The following is a 20,021-nucleotide window of genomic DNA, read 5'->3' on the forward strand; positions in this document are numbered from 1 at the left end:
ACATTATATTTTCATTAAAGATGTCAGGGGGGCATGACAATCATACCGCTTCCTGCTGTTCAGCTGCTTGTTGGGCCAGAAGCTCTTTCTTGGCGGAGTAGAAGCGCAGGCAGAAGATTATGCCCACAATGCCCATGTAGACCATGAAGGCACCGAAGGTCTGACTGATATCGGCAAGGCCGGCTCCCCGGGAGATGATATCCCGCTGGAAGTGGAATTCCCAGGTCAGGGGGAAGATATGGCTGAATTTTACCACCCAGTCGGCAAAAAACGTGGTGGGGCCGGTCATGCCGCCCAGGATAAAGCCGCCGGGGACAAAGAGAATCATGCGGCTGGAGGCAATGCCGGGATTGGCGGCAGTCCAGCCAAAGAACAGGGAGAGGGCTCCCACGGTGGGGATGAAGAAGAGCTGCACGAAGAGGAATGCCAGCAGACTGCCGGAAAAAGTCAGGTCGCCCCAGACTCGCAGGATGGCGAGGCCCACCACCCAGGAGACCAGGAGGCAGAAACCGTAAGGCAGCAGACGGATGAGCAAATCCCAGGGCGTGCCATGCAGCAGGACTTCATCCAGCTGATGGCTGAGCCGCAGCCGGGGAATCATGCCGATGGTGGCAAACGTGAAGAACATGGAACCGAAGAACAGGAGAAAGCCCAGGGTTTCCCCGTTGTCCTTGGAATCCTGAGGATTGAAGAGATTGCGGACGGCCAGGCTCACAGAACCTTGGAGATTGTCGTTGCTGCTGCCGACATCGCCACTGGCCGCCGCATTGTCAAGGCCGATGATTTCATTCAGCGCTTCCTTGATATTGCTGGTATTGGCGGTGTTGGTGTTGTCGTAAAAGACGCCAATATTGGCAGCTGTGCCTGTGTAGCGGTCTTTTTCCAGCCCCTGCGGGAAGTAGACCACGGTAACGGCCCTGTCCTGATAAAACAGTTCCTTGGGGTCCTGCGGGGTATTCAATACCGCCGTTACCTTCATGAATTCCGAAGCCTCGATGCGGTTGATCAGGGAACGGGTATAGGCGGAATTGTCCAGGTCGATAATGGCCACCTTGGCATCTTTGGCAATATTGCCAGAGAGGATCACTGACATAAAGATGGTGATGACCATGGCCACCATCAGGCAAACCTTTTCATAGGGCATGCCTTGTCCGGAAAACAGGAATCTTAGTTCATCTCTTAGCGAATTCACTGGCGTTCACTCCAATCGTCATGCCCGGGATAATGCCCTCCTGAGGGTCGATGTAAATGCGTACCTGGAAAGCAGACAGGTCAGACTGGCCCTTTTCCCGGGAATTCTTGAGGTCGGCAAAGCCCGGTGCCTGCGTGAGCAGACGGACGGTGCCCGTGACTTCTTTTTCCCCGGCTACGGTCAAGCCCTTGATGGTCATGCCTTCGCTGAGTCCGGCGGCTTGCTTTTCACTGATGTAGATGTCATAGTAGCTGCGGTTGCTTTCCAGCAGCACAACCGGCGTGGAGGGGCTGATCATTTCGCCCTCTTTGGCCAGGACCTTCAGGACTTTGCCGTCTTCCGGAGCCCGCAGGGTCAGACGTTCCTTGGCCACTTCCAGTTCCTTGAGCTGTACTTCCAAAGCGGCTTTCTGCTGGCGCAGGGCCTCCACATCGTTGGACATATTGGCGGCCGCCTGACGTTCCTGGGCAATGGTATCCGTGCCGCTGCCATTGGTAGCAGCAGTCAGCTTGCTCAAGAGCTGCTTTTGCTGTTCCATATTAGCCCGGGCCACGTTGAGGGTCATTTCCGCATCATCCAGCTGGGACTGGGAAATGGCGCCTGCCTGCACCAGCGAGGCCTTGCGGTTGTAATCCAGCTGGGCGTTCTTGAGCGTGACGCTGGCCGACTGTACGGCAGCCTGCTGCTGGTCAATGCCCCGGTAGCTCTGGCTTTCATCGGTATCCGCTTTCATGAAGTTGATGCCCTGCGTGCCGCTGGTGGAGGCGATATTGGCATCCATCTGGGCAATCTGAGTCTTGAGCTTGGCAATGGCCAGATCTGTGTCTGTGGAATCCAGCTCCATAATCACATCGCCTTTTTTGACGAAATCCCCTTCCTTGACGGCTTCCTTGATCAGGCGGCCGCTGACGGAATCAAAGGACATCTTTACCTGTTCGGCCGTCAGGATGCCTTCTTTCTTCTCGGTGGCCAGCACCAGGGCGTCATTGCCCTTGTACATCAGGACCAGCCCGCCGACAATCAGCAGGATGAGGAAAATAATGCCAGTTCGTTTGGCTTTGTTCATGGTGTTCATTCGTTTTGCTCCTTTTTAATTAGCTTGCTAACTATATGGGCGAAAGAAAAGTACCTAAGATTTAGGCACTTAACTTTTCCAATAGCATGATGAGTTGTTTCTGTTCAGCCAGAGAGAGTTTTTCCATCAGCTTGCTGACTCGTAGGTAGTGGGGCGGCAGGATTTCCTCCATCAGCCGGGTGCCTTCCTCGGTCAGGCATACGACCTTGGCCCGTCCATCGGACTCGGCCGGCCGGATGGTAACCAGATTGTCCCGTTCCATGCGTTGCAGCATATTGCTGATGGTAGCCCGGGTCACGCCTACCTTCTCGGCCAATACGGAAGGGGCTATGCCCTGAGCACCTTGCTGATGCAGGACAATCATGGTGCAGAACTTGCCCTCAGATAGATGATGCTGTTGTTGTATCACATCCAGGATGGATTGCTGAATCTCTTCGCTGGCGGTCTTGATGTTCAGCATGGCCATGACCGCTGCCGGATTTATCTCAGGAATCAGCCGCTTGTGTTGTTCCAGCTCGGCAAAGCTGGGTATTATTTCCCGTTTCATGAAATTTGCCTTTCGTAAAAATGATAATTAGCTTACTAACTATCGATTATAAGGATTTTCTGAGAAAAGTCAAGGTCAAAATAAAAGAGCCTCGCAGGTTATCAGCCTGAAGACTCTCTTACCGTTGCAAACCAATGGCCTGCTCTCATTATTCCATTTGTAGCTTCACGATATCATTTCTCTTATGGACGGACAAGAAAGTTTACGATTGTCAGGCATAAACGCTTCTTTTTCCGCTTTTAGCTCAGATTTTCCCCGGCCTGTTCCAATATCTTCATTTGTGTCAGTGTTTGTTCCTTGGTTACCAACGGTGGTGCCCCGTTGAGGATGGTTTCATAGAGGGCATCGTAGTAGCGGGCGTAGTCGCCGGTTATGGTAGGAACTTTTTCTTCGTGGTAAAGGCCGGCATCATCATAGTAGATCAGCGTGCCATAATGTTCCGGCAGGTCCTGTCCGAAGTCTTCGTGGCCCGCAGGCAGATAGAACTTCTTCAAGTCGGCTTCCTGCCGGTCCTCGGTTTCTTTGATGAATACGCCCCGGGTACCGTATACGGCAAAGCTTGGCCGGGCTTTGGCCCGGAAATAGCTGGACTTAACCGAGACCTTCAGTCCGTCATAGTAGAAGTCCAGATCAAAGTAGTCGTTCATGCGACCCTTGCCCAGAAGCTGCCGCACATCACAGCGGACATCCTGCGGCTGGCCAAAGTATGACAACACCTGATCCACGGTATGGCAGGCATGGGTGTAGAGGAATGCCTGGTCCTGCCGATAGTTTTTTTCGCCTTCCGGCACCTGCGGGCGATAGTAGTCATAGTTCATATTGACTTCAAAGAGCTGGCCCAGTCTGCCGGATTCAATAACCTGCTGGGTCGTGAGGAAGTCGCTGTCAAAGCGGCGGTTCTGATAACATTCCAGAATCAAGTCCTTTTCCTCAGCCAGACGGAACATATCTTCCGCGTCTTTCAGGTTCAGGGCAAAGGGCTTTTCCACGACGCAGTGCTTTCCGGCTTTCAGCACCTGTTCCACCAACGATTTATGGCTTCCTACAGGAGTGCAGATGATCACGGCCTGGATTTCCTGGTCCGCCAGCATTTCGCTCAGATTATCCGTATACGTGATGCCAGCAACAGGTGTCCAGCTGCCTTTGCCCAGCGTACGCTGGTACACGGTCTTGACCTTGATTTTCTCCGGCCTGTTCAGGGCAAAGGGCAGATGATAGCGGTTGGTGCTCTTGCCATTGCCGATATAGCTGATTACAAGTTCCTGCTGTTTATGCATAAGCATTTACCTCCTCCGGGGCAGGGAATGAATTACTGCCAGTTTTTCCAAACATCCGGCGCATAGCCCAAGGTGGACTCCTTGCCGTTCCTTACTACTGGTGTCTTGATGACTTGCTGGTTCTCCAGGATGGTTGCCAGCTTATCGGCCATATAGTTTACCCGGGCCAGGGCGTCCTTGTCCTTGCAGTCTGGGTTAATCATGCCATCGATGCCTCCGTGGGCCTTGGCGACGGACTGGAACTCACCTTTGCTCATGCCCTTGTCCAGCATGTCGATGAACTGGAACTTTATCCCGCGCTCCTTGAAGAACCGCTGGGCTTTCTTGGTATCGTTACACTTCTTGGTACCGAAAATCTGGATGTTCATGTTTTCCCTCTTTCACAGTTTCTTTATAAATGGCCCAGGTTGATTCCGGGCGCAGCAAAGTCAAATCGTTTGTTTTGGCCAGCTGGCTCATTATTCTTTCCACAAAGGCCTGCATATTGGGGCTCATGCCGATGCCGGTGGCGCATTTGTTCTGCCACCATTCGTATTCGGCCTGAAAGGTGAACTTGTCCCGGCCATAAGCCTTGCCAGCGCCGAGAGAGTCACAAATCAATTCCACCGCGTATTTGTACGGCATATCCTGAGGATAGGCTCCATGGTCGAAATTATCCCACCAGGCCTCATAGTGATGCAGGTTGCGTCCATGATGATGAATCCAGGCCATAGACAGACCGTTGTTTTTCTGCTTGCAGATTTTTATGGGCGAAACCTTGCCATTGTAGTATTTTACGCTTTCGATAAACTCTGTGGGGGAGAATTTTGACCAGTCATGCATAAATCCCTGCCAGGGAATCCCCGCAATACAGCAAAAGCGAAATACCCAATATTTATGACGTAGGATCATCCAGGTATGGCCACAGACACGTTCTACCAGATTCACAAGCAAAGCCTCCAACGATTGAAAAATAGTATGCATCAAGTATAATGCGATTTTTGGGCATCGTCAAACACCATACGATATATTTCAACATGCAACAGCCTTTTTGTGCGAGGTACTGCGTGGTATGTCGGATCGTACGGACTTGGCCAGGGCGTCAGAAGGTGCTGATAGCCATGAAAGTGGTGTTGACAAGGGGAAAAGAAGATACAGAAACGTATTGACAAATATGCCAGTTTAAAAGAGAAAATTCGGAAAATATTCTTTAAGAACCGACAATGCTATGGATATCGTCGTATTTATGGACTCCTTCGCCGTGAGGGAATTATCCTTTCCGAAAAGGTAATTCGGCGAATTATGTCCGAAGAAGGATTGAGAGTACCTGTTAAATCGCATAAAAAGTACTCTTCGTATCAAGGTGAAATAACCCCTTCTGTTGAAAATCTGCTAAATCGGGATTTTCATGCAGATGCACCGAATAAAAAATGGCTCACTGATATAACGGAATTATCCATAGCTGCCGGTAAGGTTTTAGGAATTATCGCATAATGATAGTCCAACTTTTTGTCCGCAGCCCCCCGACCAAATGACGGCCAGTATTATACAGTGTTCTTCCGGCAAGGGGAGCTTGTCGGGAATATACTGGTGCCAGGGGGAGAAATCAATAGACAGAACAAGGAGCTACTCAAGGCAGCCCAGGACTATCTGGATGCTAATGCAGATGATATTCCCGACCTGAAAGACCTGCCTAATCTTGAAGATGCCGGAACGGTAACAAGGTATCTGGTGGACAGTTCACTTAATAGCAGTTCCAGCATGGTATTTGTAGAAAGACATGAAGACGCTGTAGAGGCTCTTATTGTCGAACTCCACGAGCTGGATGAGCGTATCACAAATTTCGATGATGTGATTAAGAGTTTAGAGGCGGACTTCCAGAGGTTCCCAATACTCCTAGACAGCATTGAATATCATAGCCCGGAGGAATACGCTCCCGGTGATGAACCGCTATTTATTAGTGAGATTGGAGCTATGGCTGTATTTGCACGGTGGATGTTTTCTGTTTCACAGACATTAAAGCCGAAGTTTTATTGTTCCTTTAGCGACACTTTAAAGGTGCTTAATTTAAGCTATGTCAACGCCTCTATCTCCCTATACATTGCTGTTGGCAATATGATTTTGGTTATATATTTTTTGCGGAATTTCGGGCAGGATTACTTCCCGGTTTTATCAGCAGTTATTTCCATTTTTCAACTAGCGGTTTGTTTAAGTGGTGTAGAAAAGGCAACAGAACCTCTCGTTAATATTTATTTAGGTGAAAATAATTTTGATGGCGTAATAAAAATCATGAAACCAGCGGCCATAGTAGCAGCTTTCTTTGGTGGAGCAGTTATCCCTGTTATGTGGTTATTTTGTGAACCTATTGCCAGTATTTTCGGCATTGCCGATGTTGCAATAGTTGCTGAGGCCAAAATTGTTATAAGAACTGTCGCTTTCGCAATGCCCTTTGTGGCATTACTCTACCTTTTTACCATGTATTATCAAATTAACGGCTATTTCAAAATTGCCATATCGCTTTCTTTTTGTAAGGATTTACTTTTGTATACCGGTCTTCCGATACTGTTTTCCTCTTTTATAGGTGTGCGTGGTGTGTGGCTTGGCATGGTCGCTGTTCCCTTTGGCACTTTCCTTTTATTTACCATTGTCCTTCGTATCCGCTATCCCGAAACATTCCCCCTGCTTGTCTCCAATAAGGATATCGTTTCTCAAGATGAAGTGCTTAATATCTGTAATGTTATCAAGCTTAGGGATTGGGCAGAAGGGGAATTTCAAAAGAGGGGATTTTCATCACGATATGTTATGAAAGTCGGTCTCCTTGTTGAGGAGATTGGCATGAGCGTGGTAGAAAAGAATCTAGGCACAAATATCCTAGCAGAGTTGACCTTATTTTTTGACGGAGAACCAAAAATAATTCTGCGTGATAATGGCATACACTTTGACATGACACAAGATAATCTTAGTTCTTTTCGTGATTATTTTCTTTACAGTTTATTAACTGAGGAAAATATAGGAAAAAATTTTCTGGAGACACAAAATTATAATCGACATATTTTTCGCCCAGTGCTGAAGAATAAAGGAGGATGATGAAATTTGAAATCAACATTTGAAATCCGTCAAGAATACTTTTACTTGATTGAAAAATATGGGGAGGAAAATAAATTAGCTGCACTCGCCATGAAAGAAAACGTAGAGCGTTCCCCACTATACTATAACGGGCATTTAAAATACAGTACTGTACATATTCCTCGAATATATACAAAAGTAGATTTGGATAGGTTTCAGTGGATTGTGGGTACTGCTTATGGCATTTTTGCCAAGGTCATTGGAGCATATTTTGCTCACGCAGGATATCGTGCACTATTTCCTTTTTCACAAGAGCTTGAAGAGTTGATTCTTACACCGCGTGGCTATGATTCTATAATTCCCATTTCCCGTGCAGATATTTTTTACAATGAAGAGACTGGAGATTTTGGTTTCTGTGAGATAAACACGGATGGAACAAGCGGAATGGATGCAAATAGAATTTTAGACAAGATTATGATTGATAATCCAGCCCATCAAGAAATGATACGCCGCTATAGATTTGAAACCATGGAACTCTTCGACCGGTGGGTTGGTACCTTTATGAGGATTTACGACACTTATGAAGGTAAGGTTTCTCACCCAAATGTTGCCATAGTTGACTTTATAGATAAGGCGACTTGGCGTGAATTTCAAGAATTTGCCCGTTCGTTTCAAAAAAATGGAATTGACTGTGAAATATGCGATATTCGTCAACTGCACTTTGAAGACGGTAAACTTTACTCATCGAACGGTCATGTTATTGATGCCATATACCGCCGTGCCGTAACGGCTGACATTATGGATAATCTCGATGATGTTCGTCCTTTCTTGCAGGCAGTGCGGGAAAATGCTTGTTTCATAGCGGGGCATTTTTGTACACAGATTATTCACCACAAATGGTTATTTTATATTTTGCACCATCCCGAAACAACGAAGTTTCTTTCACCGGATGAGACGAAATTTATAGAGGCACACATACCCAAAACATTCCCCCTTGAAAAAGATGCTATAGATTTGGAAGAAGTGATAAATCATAGAAAGCGATATATATTGAAGCCTCGGGATGCTTATGCTGCTTCCGGCGTTTTTGCTGGAGTGGATTATCCCCAGAAAAAATGGGAGGAACAAGTGCGGCTTGTCTATGACAACGGCTATATTTGCCAAGAATATTGGCCACAATATGTCAATCAAAACATTGATTTTGCGTGGGGAAAAGGCAAGTGGTGCCCCTACATCAACATGACCGGACTTTATGCTTATGATGGGGAATTTGCCGGTATATTTTCACGTTTGGCCACGAATGGAGGAATAATAGCTGCCGGGCACAACGAACAGGCACAACCAACCTATATCGTCACAGATAAAACCAATGAAGTTAAGAAATAGGAACATGCCCTAGTTTATGTGTCTCTTATGCATTTTTACCCTGCTCGACACTTTTGATTTCTTCTTTGGATGCACTTTTCAATTCATAGGTATCAAATGCTAAAGAGTTAGGAATACGTATTTCTAAGCTGGTTATTTTGCAAAAAGAGGCATTTCCACTGGTTAGACTGATATCAAATACATGTCCGCCATTTTTTTCATCTTCTGAGAGAAAATGCATATGCCATCCTGCGGCATTGATGGTATCCATCTTCTCGCATTCTTCAAAACGGTGGGGATGAAAATGGCAGACAGAAGCAAATGGCACGCCTCTCTCGTCCTCGGCATGTGTTACATCGCCATTATTCCTGGCGCGATAGCACTTTCCATCCAAAACAATCATCTCGCCATCCACATCTTCAAAGTTCCCAGCCCCAGATTCCCATGCTTGAGCAATTCTCCCACCGTTATCACTGATTTTGAATATCCCAGTGCCAAAGCCTGCAAGGTAGATACCTGATAATATTTTCTATGTCCATAATGTTACCTCCTCATGGTGCATCACTTTTCTAAGCAATCTCTTTTGTTATTTCGAGAAGCAGCTATGATTCACCTGCTGGAGCGGTGAATCAATCGTAAAACGGGAGGCGTTCCAAGGAGGCGGCAGGTTGCCAGCGATGAATATACAGATGTAGGACAGTGAAAAAGCAGGAAATTTCTCAATTTTACAGAATAGAAGCAAGATACAGATATATTTAGGTACAGGGGGGGCTTAGAGTGAAAACCGAAAAGATTGTAGTTAGCAGCAACGGGCGCGGTATGACCATGGCTCTTGATGAAGTGGAGGCTTTCAGTCGTTCCATGGGGTTTGACGAGCGCATCTCTATGCGGGCGCGCCTCCTGGCTGAGGAAACTATGAGCATGGTGAGGGCCATTGTGGAGGATTTTGAGGCAGATTTCTGGATGGAAAGCACAGAGGAGTGCAGCTGTGAGCTGCATCTATTGGCTGTGGCGGATATGAACTTCAAGAAAAGACAGGATCTCATAAACACGTCAACCCACAAGCGTAATGAAGCGTCTGTGGGCATTATGGGCAAGATTAAAGACTTTATTGAAGGCAGCCTCTTTTACTTGGGGAACGGCTCCAATAGGCCAGTGGGGGATTATCACATGGTAGGCTGTGTTAGCTATGAAGAGATACAGCTATGGTCCCTGGAGCAATATCGCCTATGCTTGGAGAAGGACAGGGAGGAAGGGGCAGATGTAGATGCCCTGTTTGACGAACTGGAAAAATCCATCGTTGCCAATATTGCTGATGATGTGCGTGTATCTGTACAGGATAACAATATCGAAATGATTATCCGCAAGAATTTTCCCATAGGCAAGCTCTGAACACTGGCGAGGAGGATATATATGTCAGTTACAGGTATTTTGTTGCTGGGCGGCTTTGTGCTGTCTGCGGCCCTCATGGTGGCCAGGATTTTGCCTGCCTTGCTGGCGCTGCCACTCATGGCGGCGTGGATTGCCTGGTGCGCAGGTCTCCCTTTTCTGACCTGGGCCAATGAAGTCATGCTGGGGGGCGCCCTCAGGCTCTCATCGGCTATTGCGCTGGTGGTGTTTGGCTCCATGTTTGCCAAGGTCATACAGAAGACGGGAATTTCTGATGCCATCATCAAAAAGGCTGCGGAAATGGCCGGGGATCGCCCCATTGCCATCGCTTTCCTTATGCTGGCCGCCACGGCTTTTGTGTTCACGGGCATGAGCGGCCTGGGAGCAGTGCTGATGGTTGGTTCCATCGTGCTTCCCATCATGACCAGCACGGGCATTTCTCCTCTGGATGCTGCCTCTATCCTGCTTTTGGGCATCAACCTTGGCCTTATGGCCAATATTGCCAGCTATGGCACTTTCATAGGCATTTTTGGCAGCGAAGCTGCGCTGCATTATTATTTCCCCTGTATTGCCATTGCTGCTCTGCTTGCCATCGTCTACATCCTGCGCAACGTACCACGGGGCAATGGTGAAGGTGGTTCTCTGCTGGAACTGGCAGCAAGCATCCTGAAAGGCATTGCCATGGTTCCCGTGAGCCTGTGCCAGGGCTTGGGCAAGACACTTTCCGGCGGTCAGGAGAGCCTGGTCAGAAAAAGGAAAGAGCTGTCCCCGGCGGCGCTTATTGCGCCGGTGCTGCCTCTGGTGTTCATCGGCTGTGCCAGCCTGGTCTTCGGTTTGGGGAGCCCCAAGAATGGAACCCTTGACCCGGTGGCCGCGGCTATCCTGGGCTTTCTGGTGTCAGCCCTTTACGCATCGCTTACGACCCGGCCCAGCCAGACCATCAATCTGCTGGCAGGCGCTTTTGTGGAAGGCATTCAGGATGTGGCAGGGGTGCTGTTCCTGTTTATCGGCATCGGAATGCTGGTGACGGCTACAGCCCATCCGCTGGCTGCTCCAGTATTGAATCCTGTCCTGACCTCTATACTTCCTGAATCCATGACAGGCCTCTTGCTTATTTTTGCCCTTTTTGCTCCGGCAGCTCTTTACCGGGGACCCTTCAATATGTTTGGCATGGGAGCCGGGATTGCCGCTATCCTCGTAGGGTTCGGCACTTTCCCGCCTGAAGCCCTTTGCGGCATGTTTTTGGCCGTGACCTATGTTCAGGCGGTGGCAGATCCCACCAATTCCCATAACACTTGGATTGGCGGCTTTACCGACGTGGATACGGCTGTGATATTGCGGCGCATTTTGCCCTACAGCTGGGGAATGTGCATCCTGATGCTGCTCTGCGTGGCCTTTACCCACTAAGCAGCCCAGAGGGGAGGGAAAAAGATGCGCCAGGTGAGGATTGGCATCGATGTAGGCGGCACCTTTACCGATGCTGTCGCTATAGACAATACAACTTATGAGATTATAGCCCAGGAAAAGATTCCCACCACCCATGGAGCTAGGGAGGGGGTGGCAGAAGGAATCATCACTGTGCTGCAGAATATCCTGGAAAAAAATCATATTGCCCCGGAAGAGGTGGTGTTCATAGCCCATGGCACCACCCAGGCTACCAATGCCCTGCTGGAAGGGGACGTGGCTGTGACCGGAGTGCTGGCCATGGGCAGCGGCATGGAATCTGGCCGTGCCCAAACGGCCAGCGATGTGGGTGATATTCCCCTGGCACCGGGAAAGTTTCTTTCTGTGCTGCACGAGTATGTGGAAACAGAAGATGCGTCAGCCTTGGCTGATAAAATACATGAGAAACTTGCAGCCTTGAAACAGGCTGGTGCCGAAGTCATCGTGGCCACGGAATCCTTCGGCGTGGATGATGAGTCCAACGAAAAATTTGTGATGAAGCTGGCCAGGGAAATGGGACTCTATGCCACTGGGGGCCACGAGGTGTCCCAGCTCTATGGCCTGAGGGTCAGGACGAGAACAGCGGTGGTCAATGGCAGCCTGATTCCGAAGATGATGGAAACTGCGGATATGACGGAAGCCTGCGTCAAGCGTTCCGGCATCCCGGCCTCCCTGATGATCATGCGCTGCGATGGCGGCGTTATGACGGTGGATGAAGTGCGCAGGCGGCCTATCCTTACCATGCTGTCCGGGCTGGCCGCCGGTGTGGCAGGCGTCCTCATGTATGAGCGCCTGTCCGATGGAATCTTTCTTGAGGCCGGAGGCACCTCCACAGATATTTCCGTGGTGAAGGACGGACGCGTCATGGTGCGCTATGGCGAAGTGGGCGGGCACAAGACTTATCTTTCGTCCCTTGATGTCCGCACCCTGGGGGTAGCCGGCGGCAGCATGATAAGGGTGGAAAAGAGAAAAATTACAGATGTAGGGCCTCGCAGTGCGCATATTGCAGGACTGGCCTATGAGATTTTTTCCCCGGCCCTCTCTGATCCCCATTTGGAGCTGGTGGCACCCCTGAAAGACGATGCACCGGTTTATGCGGCAGTTGTCGGCAGTGACGGACGACGTGTTTCCCTGACCCTTGCTGGGGCCGCCAACCTTCTGGGAAGCGTCCCCGAAAATGATTATGCCAAAGCCGGGGAGGCAGGGCGGGAAGCCGCCAGACTGGCCTGGGAAACGCTGGGCAAGGCTCTGGGCTGCAGCGCAGAAGAAGCAGCCAAGCAGGCTATGGAGATAGCCGCGGAAAAAATCTGGGAAATCGTAGCCCGCCTGATCCGCGAATACGAGCTTTCTCCCCAGGTGCTTTGCCTGGCCGGAGGCGGTGGCAGCGGTGGCGTCATCGTTCCCTACTTGGGCATGAGAAAAAATATCCGCTGGAAGATTGTAAAAAATGCCCCCATCATTTCTACCATTGGCGTAGCCATGGCCATGGTGCGGGAAGTGGTGGAGCGTACGGTGGTGCAGCCTTCGGAGGAGGATATCCGTTCCATTCGCCGGGAGGCTATGGAGAAGATTTTGCGTTCCGGAGCTCAGGAGTCTACTGTGGAAATTGCCATCGAGATTGACCGGCAGGCCAATATTCTTAGGGCTGTGGCCATGGGAGCCACGGAACTGCGGAAAAATGATGGGGCAGAGGGGGCTCTTACCTACGAGGAACTCCAGGCAATTGCGGCACAGTCTATGGAACTGCCCTCTGAAAATGTCAAGGAAGCTGCCACGGCAGGAGCATGGCATGTTTTTGACGGTCAGTATAAGAAGCGCCTCCTGGGCCTCATCCCTGTCAAAAAGCATAAGGTGCGTGTACTGAACCGTAATGGTGTGGTGTGCCTCCAAAGGGAAGCTCTTGGTGCCATTGTCTGCACCAAGGCAGACCTGCAGGCGGAGCTGAAAGCACTGCTGGAGGATACCGTGGAATACGGAGCTACAGGTGGCGAGCTGCCGGGACTTTTCGCCTACTATGGGGAAAAGCAGCTGAACCTCAGCGGCCTTGCCAGCCGGGAGCAGGTGCTTGACCTCATGAAGATGGAAGCAGAACTTCTGCCAGAGAATGAGAAAATCATTGTGCTGGCAGTGCGCTGAACTATACCGTAAAAAGAATTTGTGAGCGATGGCTTTGGAGATGGCAGCAATACAGGAAATATCTCCGGTGTGAACTGGAGGTTGGATAAAGACTACAGTCATTATGGTGGCCATCAGTGGTTTTTTAACGCCTATTGGGGTTCGGCTGGAGTTCTTTCGACATTATCAGCAAACCATTGTGGACTGCTCCCTATGCGCTTATAACCAGCGGCCTCTTTATGTGGGTGCTGGCGCTCTTGCAGCTGGGCTTTATGCTGGTGCCGGATATCATGGAGAACATCTTTTGCATCTGCCGGAACTTTGGCCGCAATGCCCTGCTGATGTACATATTGTCCGAACTTGTGCAGAGTTTTCTTTGGAGCCTAAAAACTCCTGATGGGGAGTTGGTTTATCCCTGGCTATGGGAAATCTCCGTAAAGGATTGTGGCAGTACAGCTTTCAGCATTCTGCTCTTTTCCATGATGTGGATTCTCTTTTGGCGGATTCCGGCCCGCCTGCTGGCTCGACGGGGCATATTGCTTCGCCTGTAGAAAAAGTGAGAAATCAGAGGGGAGCGGTAGATAGTGAGAGCAGTTCGGATTACAATCATTTGTTTGGTGTTGAATTTCTTGTGTTTATCCGCTGCCTGGGCGGGAGAAATATTACAGGAGAATATTCCTCTGGAACGGAACGGTATACAGCTGCATTTGGAGCGTTATGCAGAGCAGGACGGGCAGGAGAAAAAGCCCATCCTGTTTGTGCATGGCGTAACCTACTCCTCCCATGAGTTTGATGTTGACTATGGGGATTACAGCCTGACACGCTATTTGGCCCGTCATGGCTTTGAGGTATGGCTCCTGGATATAGCAGGATTTGGCAGGTCAGGAGAGGTCAGGAATGGGTTCCTGCCGGATTCCGATTATGCAGCCGAAGATATAGCAGCAGCAGTTCGTTGCATTCTGGCAAGGCATAATCTTCCTTCCATGGATATTCTGGGGTGGAGCTGGGGAACCGTGACCAGCGGACGCTTTGCGGCAAAATACCCGGAATTGGTCCATAGGCTTGTCCTCTATGCGCCTATCGTGGCTGGCCTTGGTGATGTGCGGGTAAAGGAACCCTTCCATAAGAATACCTGGGAACATGCGGCAGATGATTTTCAAAAGACAGCAGATGGCAGTATAGACTTCAATATCACCGAGAAAGCTGTGGCAGACACCTACCTTGCCAATGCCTGGCACTATGACAAGGATACCAGCCCCAACGGAGGTCGGCGTGATTTATTGGTGAGCAGCAAAAAACGGCTGATTCCCACCGCAGAGATAAAAGCTCCCGTGCTTATTATCGCAGGTACCAATGATCCTTATGTAACTCCAAAAATGTGTGCAGAAGCTTATAAGACCTTGCCAAATAAAGATTCGCGGCTGGAGATTATCCCCGGGGCAGCTCATGCCATGCTTATGGAGCGCCCGTACTATAAGCTGTTTCGTGAGAATGTTATGGATTTTTTGGTAGAGGGCAGAAATGAATAAGGAAGATGATAAATGTCAGTAAGGAGTATAGAGGCACGAGTCAATCCGGTTTACCTTACAGCTAAGACAGCGGTGTGCTTGATGGTGCAAGCGGGAATACCAGAGGCGGATAAGATTGTCCATGCATTGGCTTTGGAAAACAATGCACTACTGCAAAATATGACGGATGCTGAAACTATCCTGGGCAACGCGCTGGTAGTTGAGGCCAAGTATCGTACCATGTGCCGCTTGATAGAGGCTTCCGGGTATCAGACATGTGTAGACTTGCCATGTGGCTATACGCCAAAGGCAATTTATATGGTGGAACACAATCGAAACTTTGTTGGTCTGGACTTGCCTATCGTTGTAGGGGAAGCAGGACCGATTATCCGTCAGCTGGCTGGTAGTGCAGAAAATGTGTCCTTTCACGGAGTAGATGCTACAAACTACACCTCATTGAAAAAAGCCTTGCAGGGCTGTGTCGGGCCTTTATGTATCTCAACCGAGGGCATGATGATGTATTTCAGTGATGATGAGGTTGATAACGTCATCGCCAACATACAATGCCTGCTAAGAGAACATGGCGGCTGTTGGATAACCCCGGACCCTGAATATGCGCTACAGTTTTGCGGTACATTCCGTGCTGTTTTCGGCGAAGAATCCCTTGCCAAGCTCATGGCGACAAAGGACGAGGCCCAAGGGCAGTCAGCAGTGGCTGCTTTAGGCAACGCCTTCATCATAGAGCCGACAGATATACAAAATTCGCAAGCAAGAGCTGAAACGCTTTTAGCAAAGCATAGCCTGAAAGTCGAAAAGGTTAATCTAGGGGAACATATGCCGGAATTAAGCGTTTATAAGCAGTTTGCTCCAGAGCAGATTGTGCGCTTTAAGGAAGCTATGCATCATTGCCATTACTGGGTCATTACCCTTGATGAGGCAAAGGAAATACAAACTGACAGGCCCCGGGAGGAGCAGCCCTTTGAACTGCAATATACAGTGAAAAAGGGAATACTTCACCTAGCTCTGCATGGCAGGCTTGACACCATCTCAGCACCGAAACTTCTGCTGGCCTGGGAGGAAGCTAATGCTGACGGAAGTATTGAAGGGGTAAGGATAGATTGTGCACAGCTGGAGTATATATCATCGGCAGGAATTCGCTTGCTGCTTGAGATGCAGGAAAACTGCAGCCGTCACATAGTTTTTTCTGGAGCCAGTGTAAAAGTAAAAGAAATCTTGCAGCAGAAAGGTTTTGGGGATGTTATATAATGTTATCAAAAAAATTATTTTGCAGCCTGCAAAGACAAAAGAAAATCTTGGCCATGGCCGCGCTATCTCTTTGCCTGACCATGAATGTTTCTTTTGCTGCAGAGGGAGTGGCCAAGGCGGAGCTGGATCAGGAGCTTTCCCAGATGATTGGCGATACTGGTACCAAAGTTCCCGGACTTGGCGTTATTGCCTTTAAGGACGGCCAGGAAGTATATAGCAAATTCCTGGGACAGTCTGTTATTGATGAGCAGCAGCCGTCAAAGAGCAAGCCCTTTACCCGTGACAGCCGCTTCCGCATTGCCTCGGTATCCAAGATGTTTACCATCTTTACCATCATGCAGCTGGTGGAACAGGGAAAACTGGATTTGGATGCTGACGTGAGCAAGTATTTGGGTTTTGAGCTGCGCAATCCCAACTATCCTCAGCAGGCAATCACCATAAGGATGCTCGCTTCTCACACCTCATCCCTGCGTGATGACAAAATCTACAGCATCCCGCCTCAGATGAGCCTGCAGGAATTCTTTAAGCCCACCGGCAAATTCTATGTCAATGGTGGACATTTTGCATCCCAGGGAGAGGAGCCGGGGAAGTTCTTCAAATACTGCAACCTGAACTATGGAGTGCTTGGCACTATCATCGAAAAAGTCACAGGGCAGCGTTTTGATATCTATCAGAAAAAGCATATCTTAAAGCAGCTGGATATTCACGCTGATTATGTGCCCGGCAACTTCAGCCGGAAAGAGTTTAAGAAGCTTGGCACGGTCTATCAGAAGAAGGATTCTAGCGGCAAGTGGGATGAAATGGGTCCCTGGTACGGCACTCAGGATGAGTACAAAAATGGCAAGCCTAAATCTGAAACTATAGCCTTGCAAAACCCTTATGACGAAAATTATCAGGAGACATACAGCCTCAAGGGCTACATTCCCGGCACCAATGCCACGGTGTTTTCCCGGCAGGAGGGCTTAGGATTTCTTGTGAGGAACTGTCTCATGCCCTGGTTATGCTGATGAACAACGGCACCTATAAAGGCCAGCAAATCTTATCTCCTGAATCCGTACAGGCTATGTTCAACCGTGAGTGGATTTATGATGACACGAAGAAAAATGGTTCCAGCTATGGCGGCACAATCCTTTCCTATGGTTTAGGCATCTATCAGATGGACGGAAACACCACAGCCCGCTTCTCCCGGGATACCGGGATTGATTTGGCGGGGTATACAGGAGAAGCCTTTGGCTTGCTGTCCATGCTGGCCCTGAGGCCAGGCACCAAGGATGGCTATGTCTATATTATGAATGGTGAAGCCGTAGAGGAAGACGACCGCAGTGCCGGCCAATTCAGCAATAACTATATCTGGGAAGAAACCGTGGGAGACGCTATTTGCCGCAATGTATTTGCGCATAAATAATCTGAGGCTGATATGCTTATCTGGCAGACGATGGAGGTGTATATCCATGAGAAAGAACCTTGGTAACATAATTTGCGGGCTGTTTATGACAGCCAGTCTGACTGTAGCTTTAGCTGCAACTGACTTAATCATGAGTGCAGAAGCAGCACCAGTGGCAGCATCGGTGGCAGGGAACGTAGACCCGGCAGACAGTTCTGACTTTGTGGAGCTTTCCGAGGTGGTGCCGGATGTTATTTTGGAGCCGCGCTATTATTCCACATACAATTTTGTAGGGGACCGCATAGCTGGGTATCAGGCTCCCCGTATCTTCATGACCAGGGAAGCGGCCCAGGCCCTCAAAGAGGTCTCCGATGATGTGATTAAGCAGGGCTATCGGCTGAAGATTTATGACGCCTATCGTCCCCAGATGGCCGTGGACAATTTCGTGACCTGGGCAGAAAACCTTGGGGACAAGCGCATGAAGGATTACTTCTATCCGCAGGTGGACAAGACCAGGCTCTTTGCCGATGGCTATATTGATGCCAAGTCAGGCCATAGCCGTGGCTCTACGGTAGACCTGACCCTGTTTGATATGCAGACGGGCAAGGATGTGGACATGGGGAACGTCTTTGACCACTTCGGTATCGAGAGTCACCCCGATTGGTGCGGTGACCCCGAAACTGGCAAATACACGGGCAAATATAAGGGCGCAAAACAGCCCAAGGACGGCAAAATCAATGAGGCACAGTTCAAGAATCGCATGATATTGCGTGAGGCAATGCTTAGGCATGGCTTTAAGCCATTGTCCACGGAATGGTGGCATTTTACCTTGAAGAATGAGCCGTATCCTAATACATATTTCACCTTCCCAATTCAGAAATTGCTGTAAGGGGGAATATAGTAAAAAGAGGGGCTGCGCTATCACATCTCCTTCGTATTCAAGAGCCAGGAGGAAAGAAGATGTTTAGAACAAGCAGAAGGCTTCCATTGATAAGAACTATAATACTATGTATGGTTATGCTGTTATCAGTTGATGTTTATGCAAATGGAAATGAAAAGTTTAGTGATAATTCTTCTGAAGATACCTTAAAAACAAAAATGATAGAACATATAGGAGTGGGGAAAAAAGTTTATTTAGCTGGTCCGCTGTTTAATCAAGCCGAAAAGGATTTCAATCTAAAGATAACAAAAGTGCTCGAACATAATGGATATCAGGTATTTTTGCCTCAACGAGATGGAATAGAAGCTGCATTATTACAGGGAAAGACGGAAGAAGAACTTGTAAAGATGATTTTTGGATTAGATGCTGGAGAAGTAAGAAAAGCAGATATTATCTTTATGAATTTGGACGGTCGGGTACCTGATGAGGGAGCTTGTGTTGAGCTTGGTATTGCTTACGGTATCGGTAAGCGGTGCTATGGTTTCAAAACAGATACACGTTCAGTTGAATTAGGACTTGACCTGAATCCGATGATAAGCGGTTGTATGTTCAAAGTTTTCAAATCTTATGATGGCGATAAACTGATAGAAGAAATACAACAATACTTATCTTAAAACAAGCTTTAGGAGTGCTTGCTGTAGGTCAATTGTCTAGTAGCACGGAAGGGGGGATTGAACATGTATCGGACCAATAAAATTATCGCTACACTTGTGGCAAGTTTTATGATTGGAAGCATAGGATGGATGCCGTGCTCCGAAGCGGCCTCTCGCATGGAAATCGCGCAAATTTCCGTGAATCAGAAGGGGAGCAATTTCAAGTATTGGCAGAAGGGGTCGGCAGTGCTTGCCCAACTCCGTGATTATGTACAGAAGGTAACGAATCCCAAGGACAAAGACTTTATCCCGGTGCGTGATCGTATTGCTGTATTTGATGTGGACGGCACACTGGTTTGCGAAACGGCACCATTTTGCTTCGATTTTTTGATGATGGTGGACAGGGCATTATACGACTCAAGCTACACTGCTTCTGCTCGTGATGCTCAAAACGCCAAGGATGTGGAAATGGACATCTATGCCCATAAGGTCACCAACGATACCCGGATAAAGACATGCGAATCCCATGCTTCTGTCTTTGCAGGCATGACACTGGTCCTATGTCAAGATTTAGTACAACATAAAATGAGAAATTTTAATTATTTTCAACTTACCAATCGTGATTCTCTAGCAACGCTCGCATTGTAAAGTTTTTCAAAGTCATCTGGCGAAAGATATCCACAATGGCTGTGAATCCGCTTTGTGTTATAAAATGCTTCAATATACTCAAAAATTAGGCTGTGAGCATGATTAAAATCCCGGATTCTAAAGCGGTTCAGCCATTCACGCTTTATCAATGCGTGAAATGACTCGATACAGGCATTATCCCATGGATAAGCTTTCTTGGAATAGCTCCGCTGCATTCGTGCGGTGGCCTTCTTA

21 protein-coding genes and 2 pseudogenes are annotated in these 20,021 nt (G+C 48.7%); 14 read left to right on the forward strand and 9 right to left on the reverse strand.

Annotated elements, in window-relative coordinates:
* Window positions 1–40 precede the first annotated feature (40 nt).
* From BUB68_RS09675 to BUB68_RS09700, 6 genes are all read right to left on the reverse strand, one after another.
* Window positions 41–1,192 (reverse strand): ABC transporter permease, encoded by a 1,152-nt coding sequence (locus BUB68_RS09675; RefSeq protein ID WP_073090676.1) that lies wholly within the window; start codon window positions 1,190–1,192, stop codon window positions 41–43.
* Window positions 1,173–2,267 carry an HlyD family secretion protein gene (locus BUB68_RS09680; protein WP_073090678.1) on the reverse strand — a complete coding sequence of 365 codons (1,095 nt, stop codon included), beginning with the start codon at window positions 2,265–2,267 and terminating at the stop codon, window positions 1,173–1,175. The genes BUB68_RS09675 and BUB68_RS09680 overlap by 20 nt, the downstream gene beginning before the upstream one ends.
* Window positions 2,268–2,328: 61 nt before the next feature.
* Entirely contained in the window at window positions 2,329–2,814 is a 486-nt protein-coding gene (locus tag BUB68_RS09685; RefSeq protein WP_073090681.1) for a MarR family winged helix-turn-helix transcriptional regulator, read from the reverse strand.
* A gap of 239 nt (window positions 2,815–3,053) precedes the next feature.
* On the reverse strand, window positions 3,054–4,091 hold the full coding sequence (locus BUB68_RS09690; protein ID WP_073090684.1) for a Gfo/Idh/MocA family oxidoreductase: 1,038 nt from the start codon (window positions 4,089–4,091) through the stop codon (window positions 3,054–3,056).
* A 32-nt stretch (window positions 4,092–4,123) separates the two neighbouring features.
* Complete coding sequence (locus tag BUB68_RS09695) at window positions 4,124–4,459, reverse strand: arsenate reductase family protein (protein ID WP_073090687.1); 336 nt, start codon at window positions 4,457–4,459, stop codon at window positions 4,124–4,126.
* Window positions 4,425–5,018, reverse strand: coding sequence for a DUF5662 family protein (locus BUB68_RS09700; RefSeq protein WP_073090690.1), 594 nt, complete (start codon window positions 5,016–5,018; stop codon window positions 4,425–4,427). The genes BUB68_RS09695 and BUB68_RS09700 overlap by 35 nt, the downstream gene beginning before the upstream one ends.
* A 246-nt stretch (window positions 5,019–5,264) precedes the next feature.
* Between BUB68_RS09700 and BUB68_RS15820 the strand changes: the two are divergent.
* From BUB68_RS15820 to BUB68_RS09715, 3 genes and pseudogenes are all read left to right on the forward strand, one after another.
* Window positions 5,265–5,546: pseudogene (locus BUB68_RS15820) on the forward strand (IS3 family transposase); the annotation flags it as partial.
* Between the two features lie 114 nt (window positions 5,547–5,660).
* Window positions 5,661–7,157, forward strand: coding sequence for an MATE family efflux transporter (locus BUB68_RS09710; RefSeq protein WP_256625862.1), 1,497 nt, complete (start codon window positions 5,661–5,663; stop codon window positions 7,155–7,157).
* 6 nt (window positions 7,158–7,163) lie between these two features.
* Window positions 7,164–8,522 (forward strand): hypothetical protein, encoded by a 1,359-nt coding sequence (locus BUB68_RS09715; RefSeq protein ID WP_073090693.1) that lies wholly within the window; start codon window positions 7,164–7,166, stop codon window positions 8,520–8,522.
* A 25-nt stretch (window positions 8,523–8,547) separates the two neighbouring features.
* On the opposite strand, the gene BUB68_RS15825 is transcribed toward BUB68_RS09715, so the two are convergent.
* Both BUB68_RS15825 and BUB68_RS15830 read right to left on the reverse strand, forming a co-directional pair.
* The gene (locus BUB68_RS15825; protein WP_371914857.1) at window positions 8,548–8,772 is read right to left on the reverse strand and encodes an acetolactate decarboxylase; all 225 of its coding nucleotides are present in this window, start codon (window positions 8,770–8,772) and stop codon (window positions 8,548–8,550) included.
* Between the two features lie 63 nt (window positions 8,773–8,835).
* Window positions 8,836–8,975: pseudogene (locus BUB68_RS15830) on the reverse strand (acetolactate decarboxylase); the annotation flags it as partial.
* A 303-nt stretch (window positions 8,976–9,278) separates the two neighbouring features.
* Here BUB68_RS15830 and BUB68_RS15635 point away from each other — a divergent pair.
* From BUB68_RS15635 to BUB68_RS09780, 11 genes are all read left to right on the forward strand, one after another.
* Window positions 9,279–9,893, forward strand: coding sequence for a hypothetical protein (locus BUB68_RS15635; protein ID WP_256625865.1), 615 nt, complete (start codon window positions 9,279–9,281; stop codon window positions 9,891–9,893).
* A 21-nt stretch (window positions 9,894–9,914) separates the two neighbouring features.
* Entirely contained in the window at window positions 9,915–11,297 is a 1,383-nt protein-coding gene (locus BUB68_RS09735) for a transporter (RefSeq protein ID WP_073090696.1), read from the forward strand.
* A gap of 24 nt (window positions 11,298–11,321) precedes the next feature.
* Window positions 11,322–13,469 carry a hydantoinase/oxoprolinase family protein gene (locus BUB68_RS09740; protein WP_073090699.1) on the forward strand — a complete coding sequence of 716 codons (2,148 nt, stop codon included), beginning with the start codon at window positions 11,322–11,324 and terminating at the stop codon, window positions 13,467–13,469.
* Window positions 13,470–13,687: 218 nt separating this feature from the next.
* Window positions 13,688–13,999: a hypothetical protein gene (locus BUB68_RS09750; protein WP_073090704.1), complete on the forward strand. Its 312-nt coding sequence runs from the start codon at window positions 13,688–13,690 to the stop codon at window positions 13,997–13,999.
* Between the two features lie 33 nt (window positions 14,000–14,032).
* On the forward strand, window positions 14,033–14,977 hold the full coding sequence (locus tag BUB68_RS09755; RefSeq protein WP_073090707.1) for an alpha/beta fold hydrolase: 945 nt from the start codon (window positions 14,033–14,035) through the stop codon (window positions 14,975–14,977).
* Window positions 14,978–14,989: 12 nt separating this feature from the next.
* Window positions 14,990–16,222 carry an STAS domain-containing protein gene (locus BUB68_RS09760; RefSeq protein ID WP_073090710.1) on the forward strand — a complete coding sequence of 411 codons (1,233 nt, stop codon included), beginning with the start codon at window positions 14,990–14,992 and terminating at the stop codon, window positions 16,220–16,222.
* Window positions 16,222–17,229, forward strand: a complete 1,008-nt coding sequence (locus BUB68_RS09765) for a serine hydrolase domain-containing protein (protein ID WP_256625866.1) — start codon at window positions 16,222–16,224, stop codon at window positions 17,227–17,229. The genes BUB68_RS09760 and BUB68_RS09765 overlap by 1 nt, the downstream gene beginning before the upstream one ends.
* The gene (locus BUB68_RS15640; RefSeq protein WP_256625868.1) at window positions 17,223–17,627 is read left to right on the forward strand and encodes a hypothetical protein; all 405 of its coding nucleotides are present in this window, start codon (window positions 17,223–17,225) and stop codon (window positions 17,625–17,627) included. The genes BUB68_RS09765 and BUB68_RS15640 overlap by 7 nt, the downstream gene beginning before the upstream one ends.
* Before the next feature lie 46 nt (window positions 17,628–17,673).
* Window positions 17,674–18,495 (forward strand): M15 family metallopeptidase, encoded by an 822-nt coding sequence (locus BUB68_RS09770; RefSeq protein WP_081371951.1) that lies wholly within the window; start codon window positions 17,674–17,676, stop codon window positions 18,493–18,495.
* Between the two features lie 71 nt (window positions 18,496–18,566).
* On the forward strand, window positions 18,567–19,160 hold the full coding sequence (locus BUB68_RS09775) for a nucleoside 2-deoxyribosyltransferase (RefSeq protein ID WP_073090714.1): 594 nt from the start codon (window positions 18,567–18,569) through the stop codon (window positions 19,158–19,160).
* A 63-nt stretch (window positions 19,161–19,223) separates the two neighbouring features.
* On the forward strand, window positions 19,224–19,787 hold the full coding sequence (locus BUB68_RS09780; protein WP_178139506.1) for a hypothetical protein: 564 nt from the start codon (window positions 19,224–19,226) through the stop codon (window positions 19,785–19,787).
* Here BUB68_RS09780 and BUB68_RS09785 read toward each other — a convergent pair.
* Window positions 19,745–20,021, reverse strand: a 277-nt coding sequence (locus BUB68_RS09785) for an integrase core domain-containing protein (RefSeq protein ID WP_143188150.1), incomplete at its 5' end; no start/stop codon positions are given. The two genes, BUB68_RS09780 and BUB68_RS09785, sit on opposite strands and share 43 nt — an antisense overlap.

Source organism: Pseudoselenomonas ruminantium, assembly GCF_900142515.1.
GTDB classification, from domain to species: domain Bacteria; phylum Bacillota; class Negativicutes; order Selenomonadales; family Selenomonadaceae; genus Selenomonas_A; species Selenomonas_A ruminantium_D.

Bases quoted from the DNA above. Each gene is read 5' to 3' on its own strand.
- BUB68_RS09775 (WP_073090714.1), top strand. From the start codon at position 18,567: ATGTTTAGAACAAGCAGAAGGCTTCCATTGATAAGAACTATAATACTA.
- BUB68_RS09765 (WP_256625866.1), top strand. From the start codon at position 16,222: ATGTTATCAAAAAAATTATTTTGCAGCCTGCAAAGACAAAAGAAAATC.
- BUB68_RS09760 (WP_073090710.1), top strand. From the start codon at position 14,990: ATGTCAGTAAGGAGTATAGAGGCACGAGTCAATCCGGTTTACCTTACA.
- BUB68_RS15640 (WP_256625868.1), top strand. From the start codon at position 17,223: ATGCTGATGAACAACGGCACCTATAAAGGCCAGCAAATCTTATCTCCT.
- BUB68_RS09740 (WP_073090699.1), top strand. From the start codon at position 11,322: ATGCGCCAGGTGAGGATTGGCATCGATGTAGGCGGCACCTTTACCGAT.
- BUB68_RS15825 (WP_371914857.1), bottom strand. From the start codon at position 8,772: ATGGATACCATCAATGCCGCAGGATGGCATATGCATTTTCTCTCAGAA.
- BUB68_RS09735 (WP_073090696.1), top strand. From the start codon at position 9,915: ATGTCAGTTACAGGTATTTTGTTGCTGGGCGGCTTTGTGCTGTCTGCG.
- BUB68_RS09680 (WP_073090678.1), bottom strand. From the start codon at position 2,267: ATGAACACCATGAACAAAGCCAAACGAACTGGCATTATTTTCCTCATC.
- BUB68_RS09695 (WP_073090687.1), bottom strand. From the start codon at position 4,459: ATGAACATCCAGATTTTCGGTACCAAGAAGTGTAACGATACCAAGAAA.
- BUB68_RS09685 (WP_073090681.1), bottom strand. From the start codon at position 2,814: ATGAAACGGGAAATAATACCCAGCTTTGCCGAGCTGGAACAACACAAG.
- BUB68_RS09750 (WP_073090704.1), top strand. From the start codon at position 13,688: ATGTGGGTGCTGGCGCTCTTGCAGCTGGGCTTTATGCTGGTGCCGGAT.
- BUB68_RS09780 (WP_178139506.1), top strand. From the start codon at position 19,224: ATGTATCGGACCAATAAAATTATCGCTACACTTGTGGCAAGTTTTATG.
- BUB68_RS09690 (WP_073090684.1), bottom strand. From the start codon at position 4,091: ATGCATAAACAGCAGGAACTTGTAATCAGCTATATCGGCAATGGCAAG.
- BUB68_RS09770 (WP_081371951.1), top strand. From the start codon at position 17,674: ATGAGAAAGAACCTTGGTAACATAATTTGCGGGCTGTTTATGACAGCC.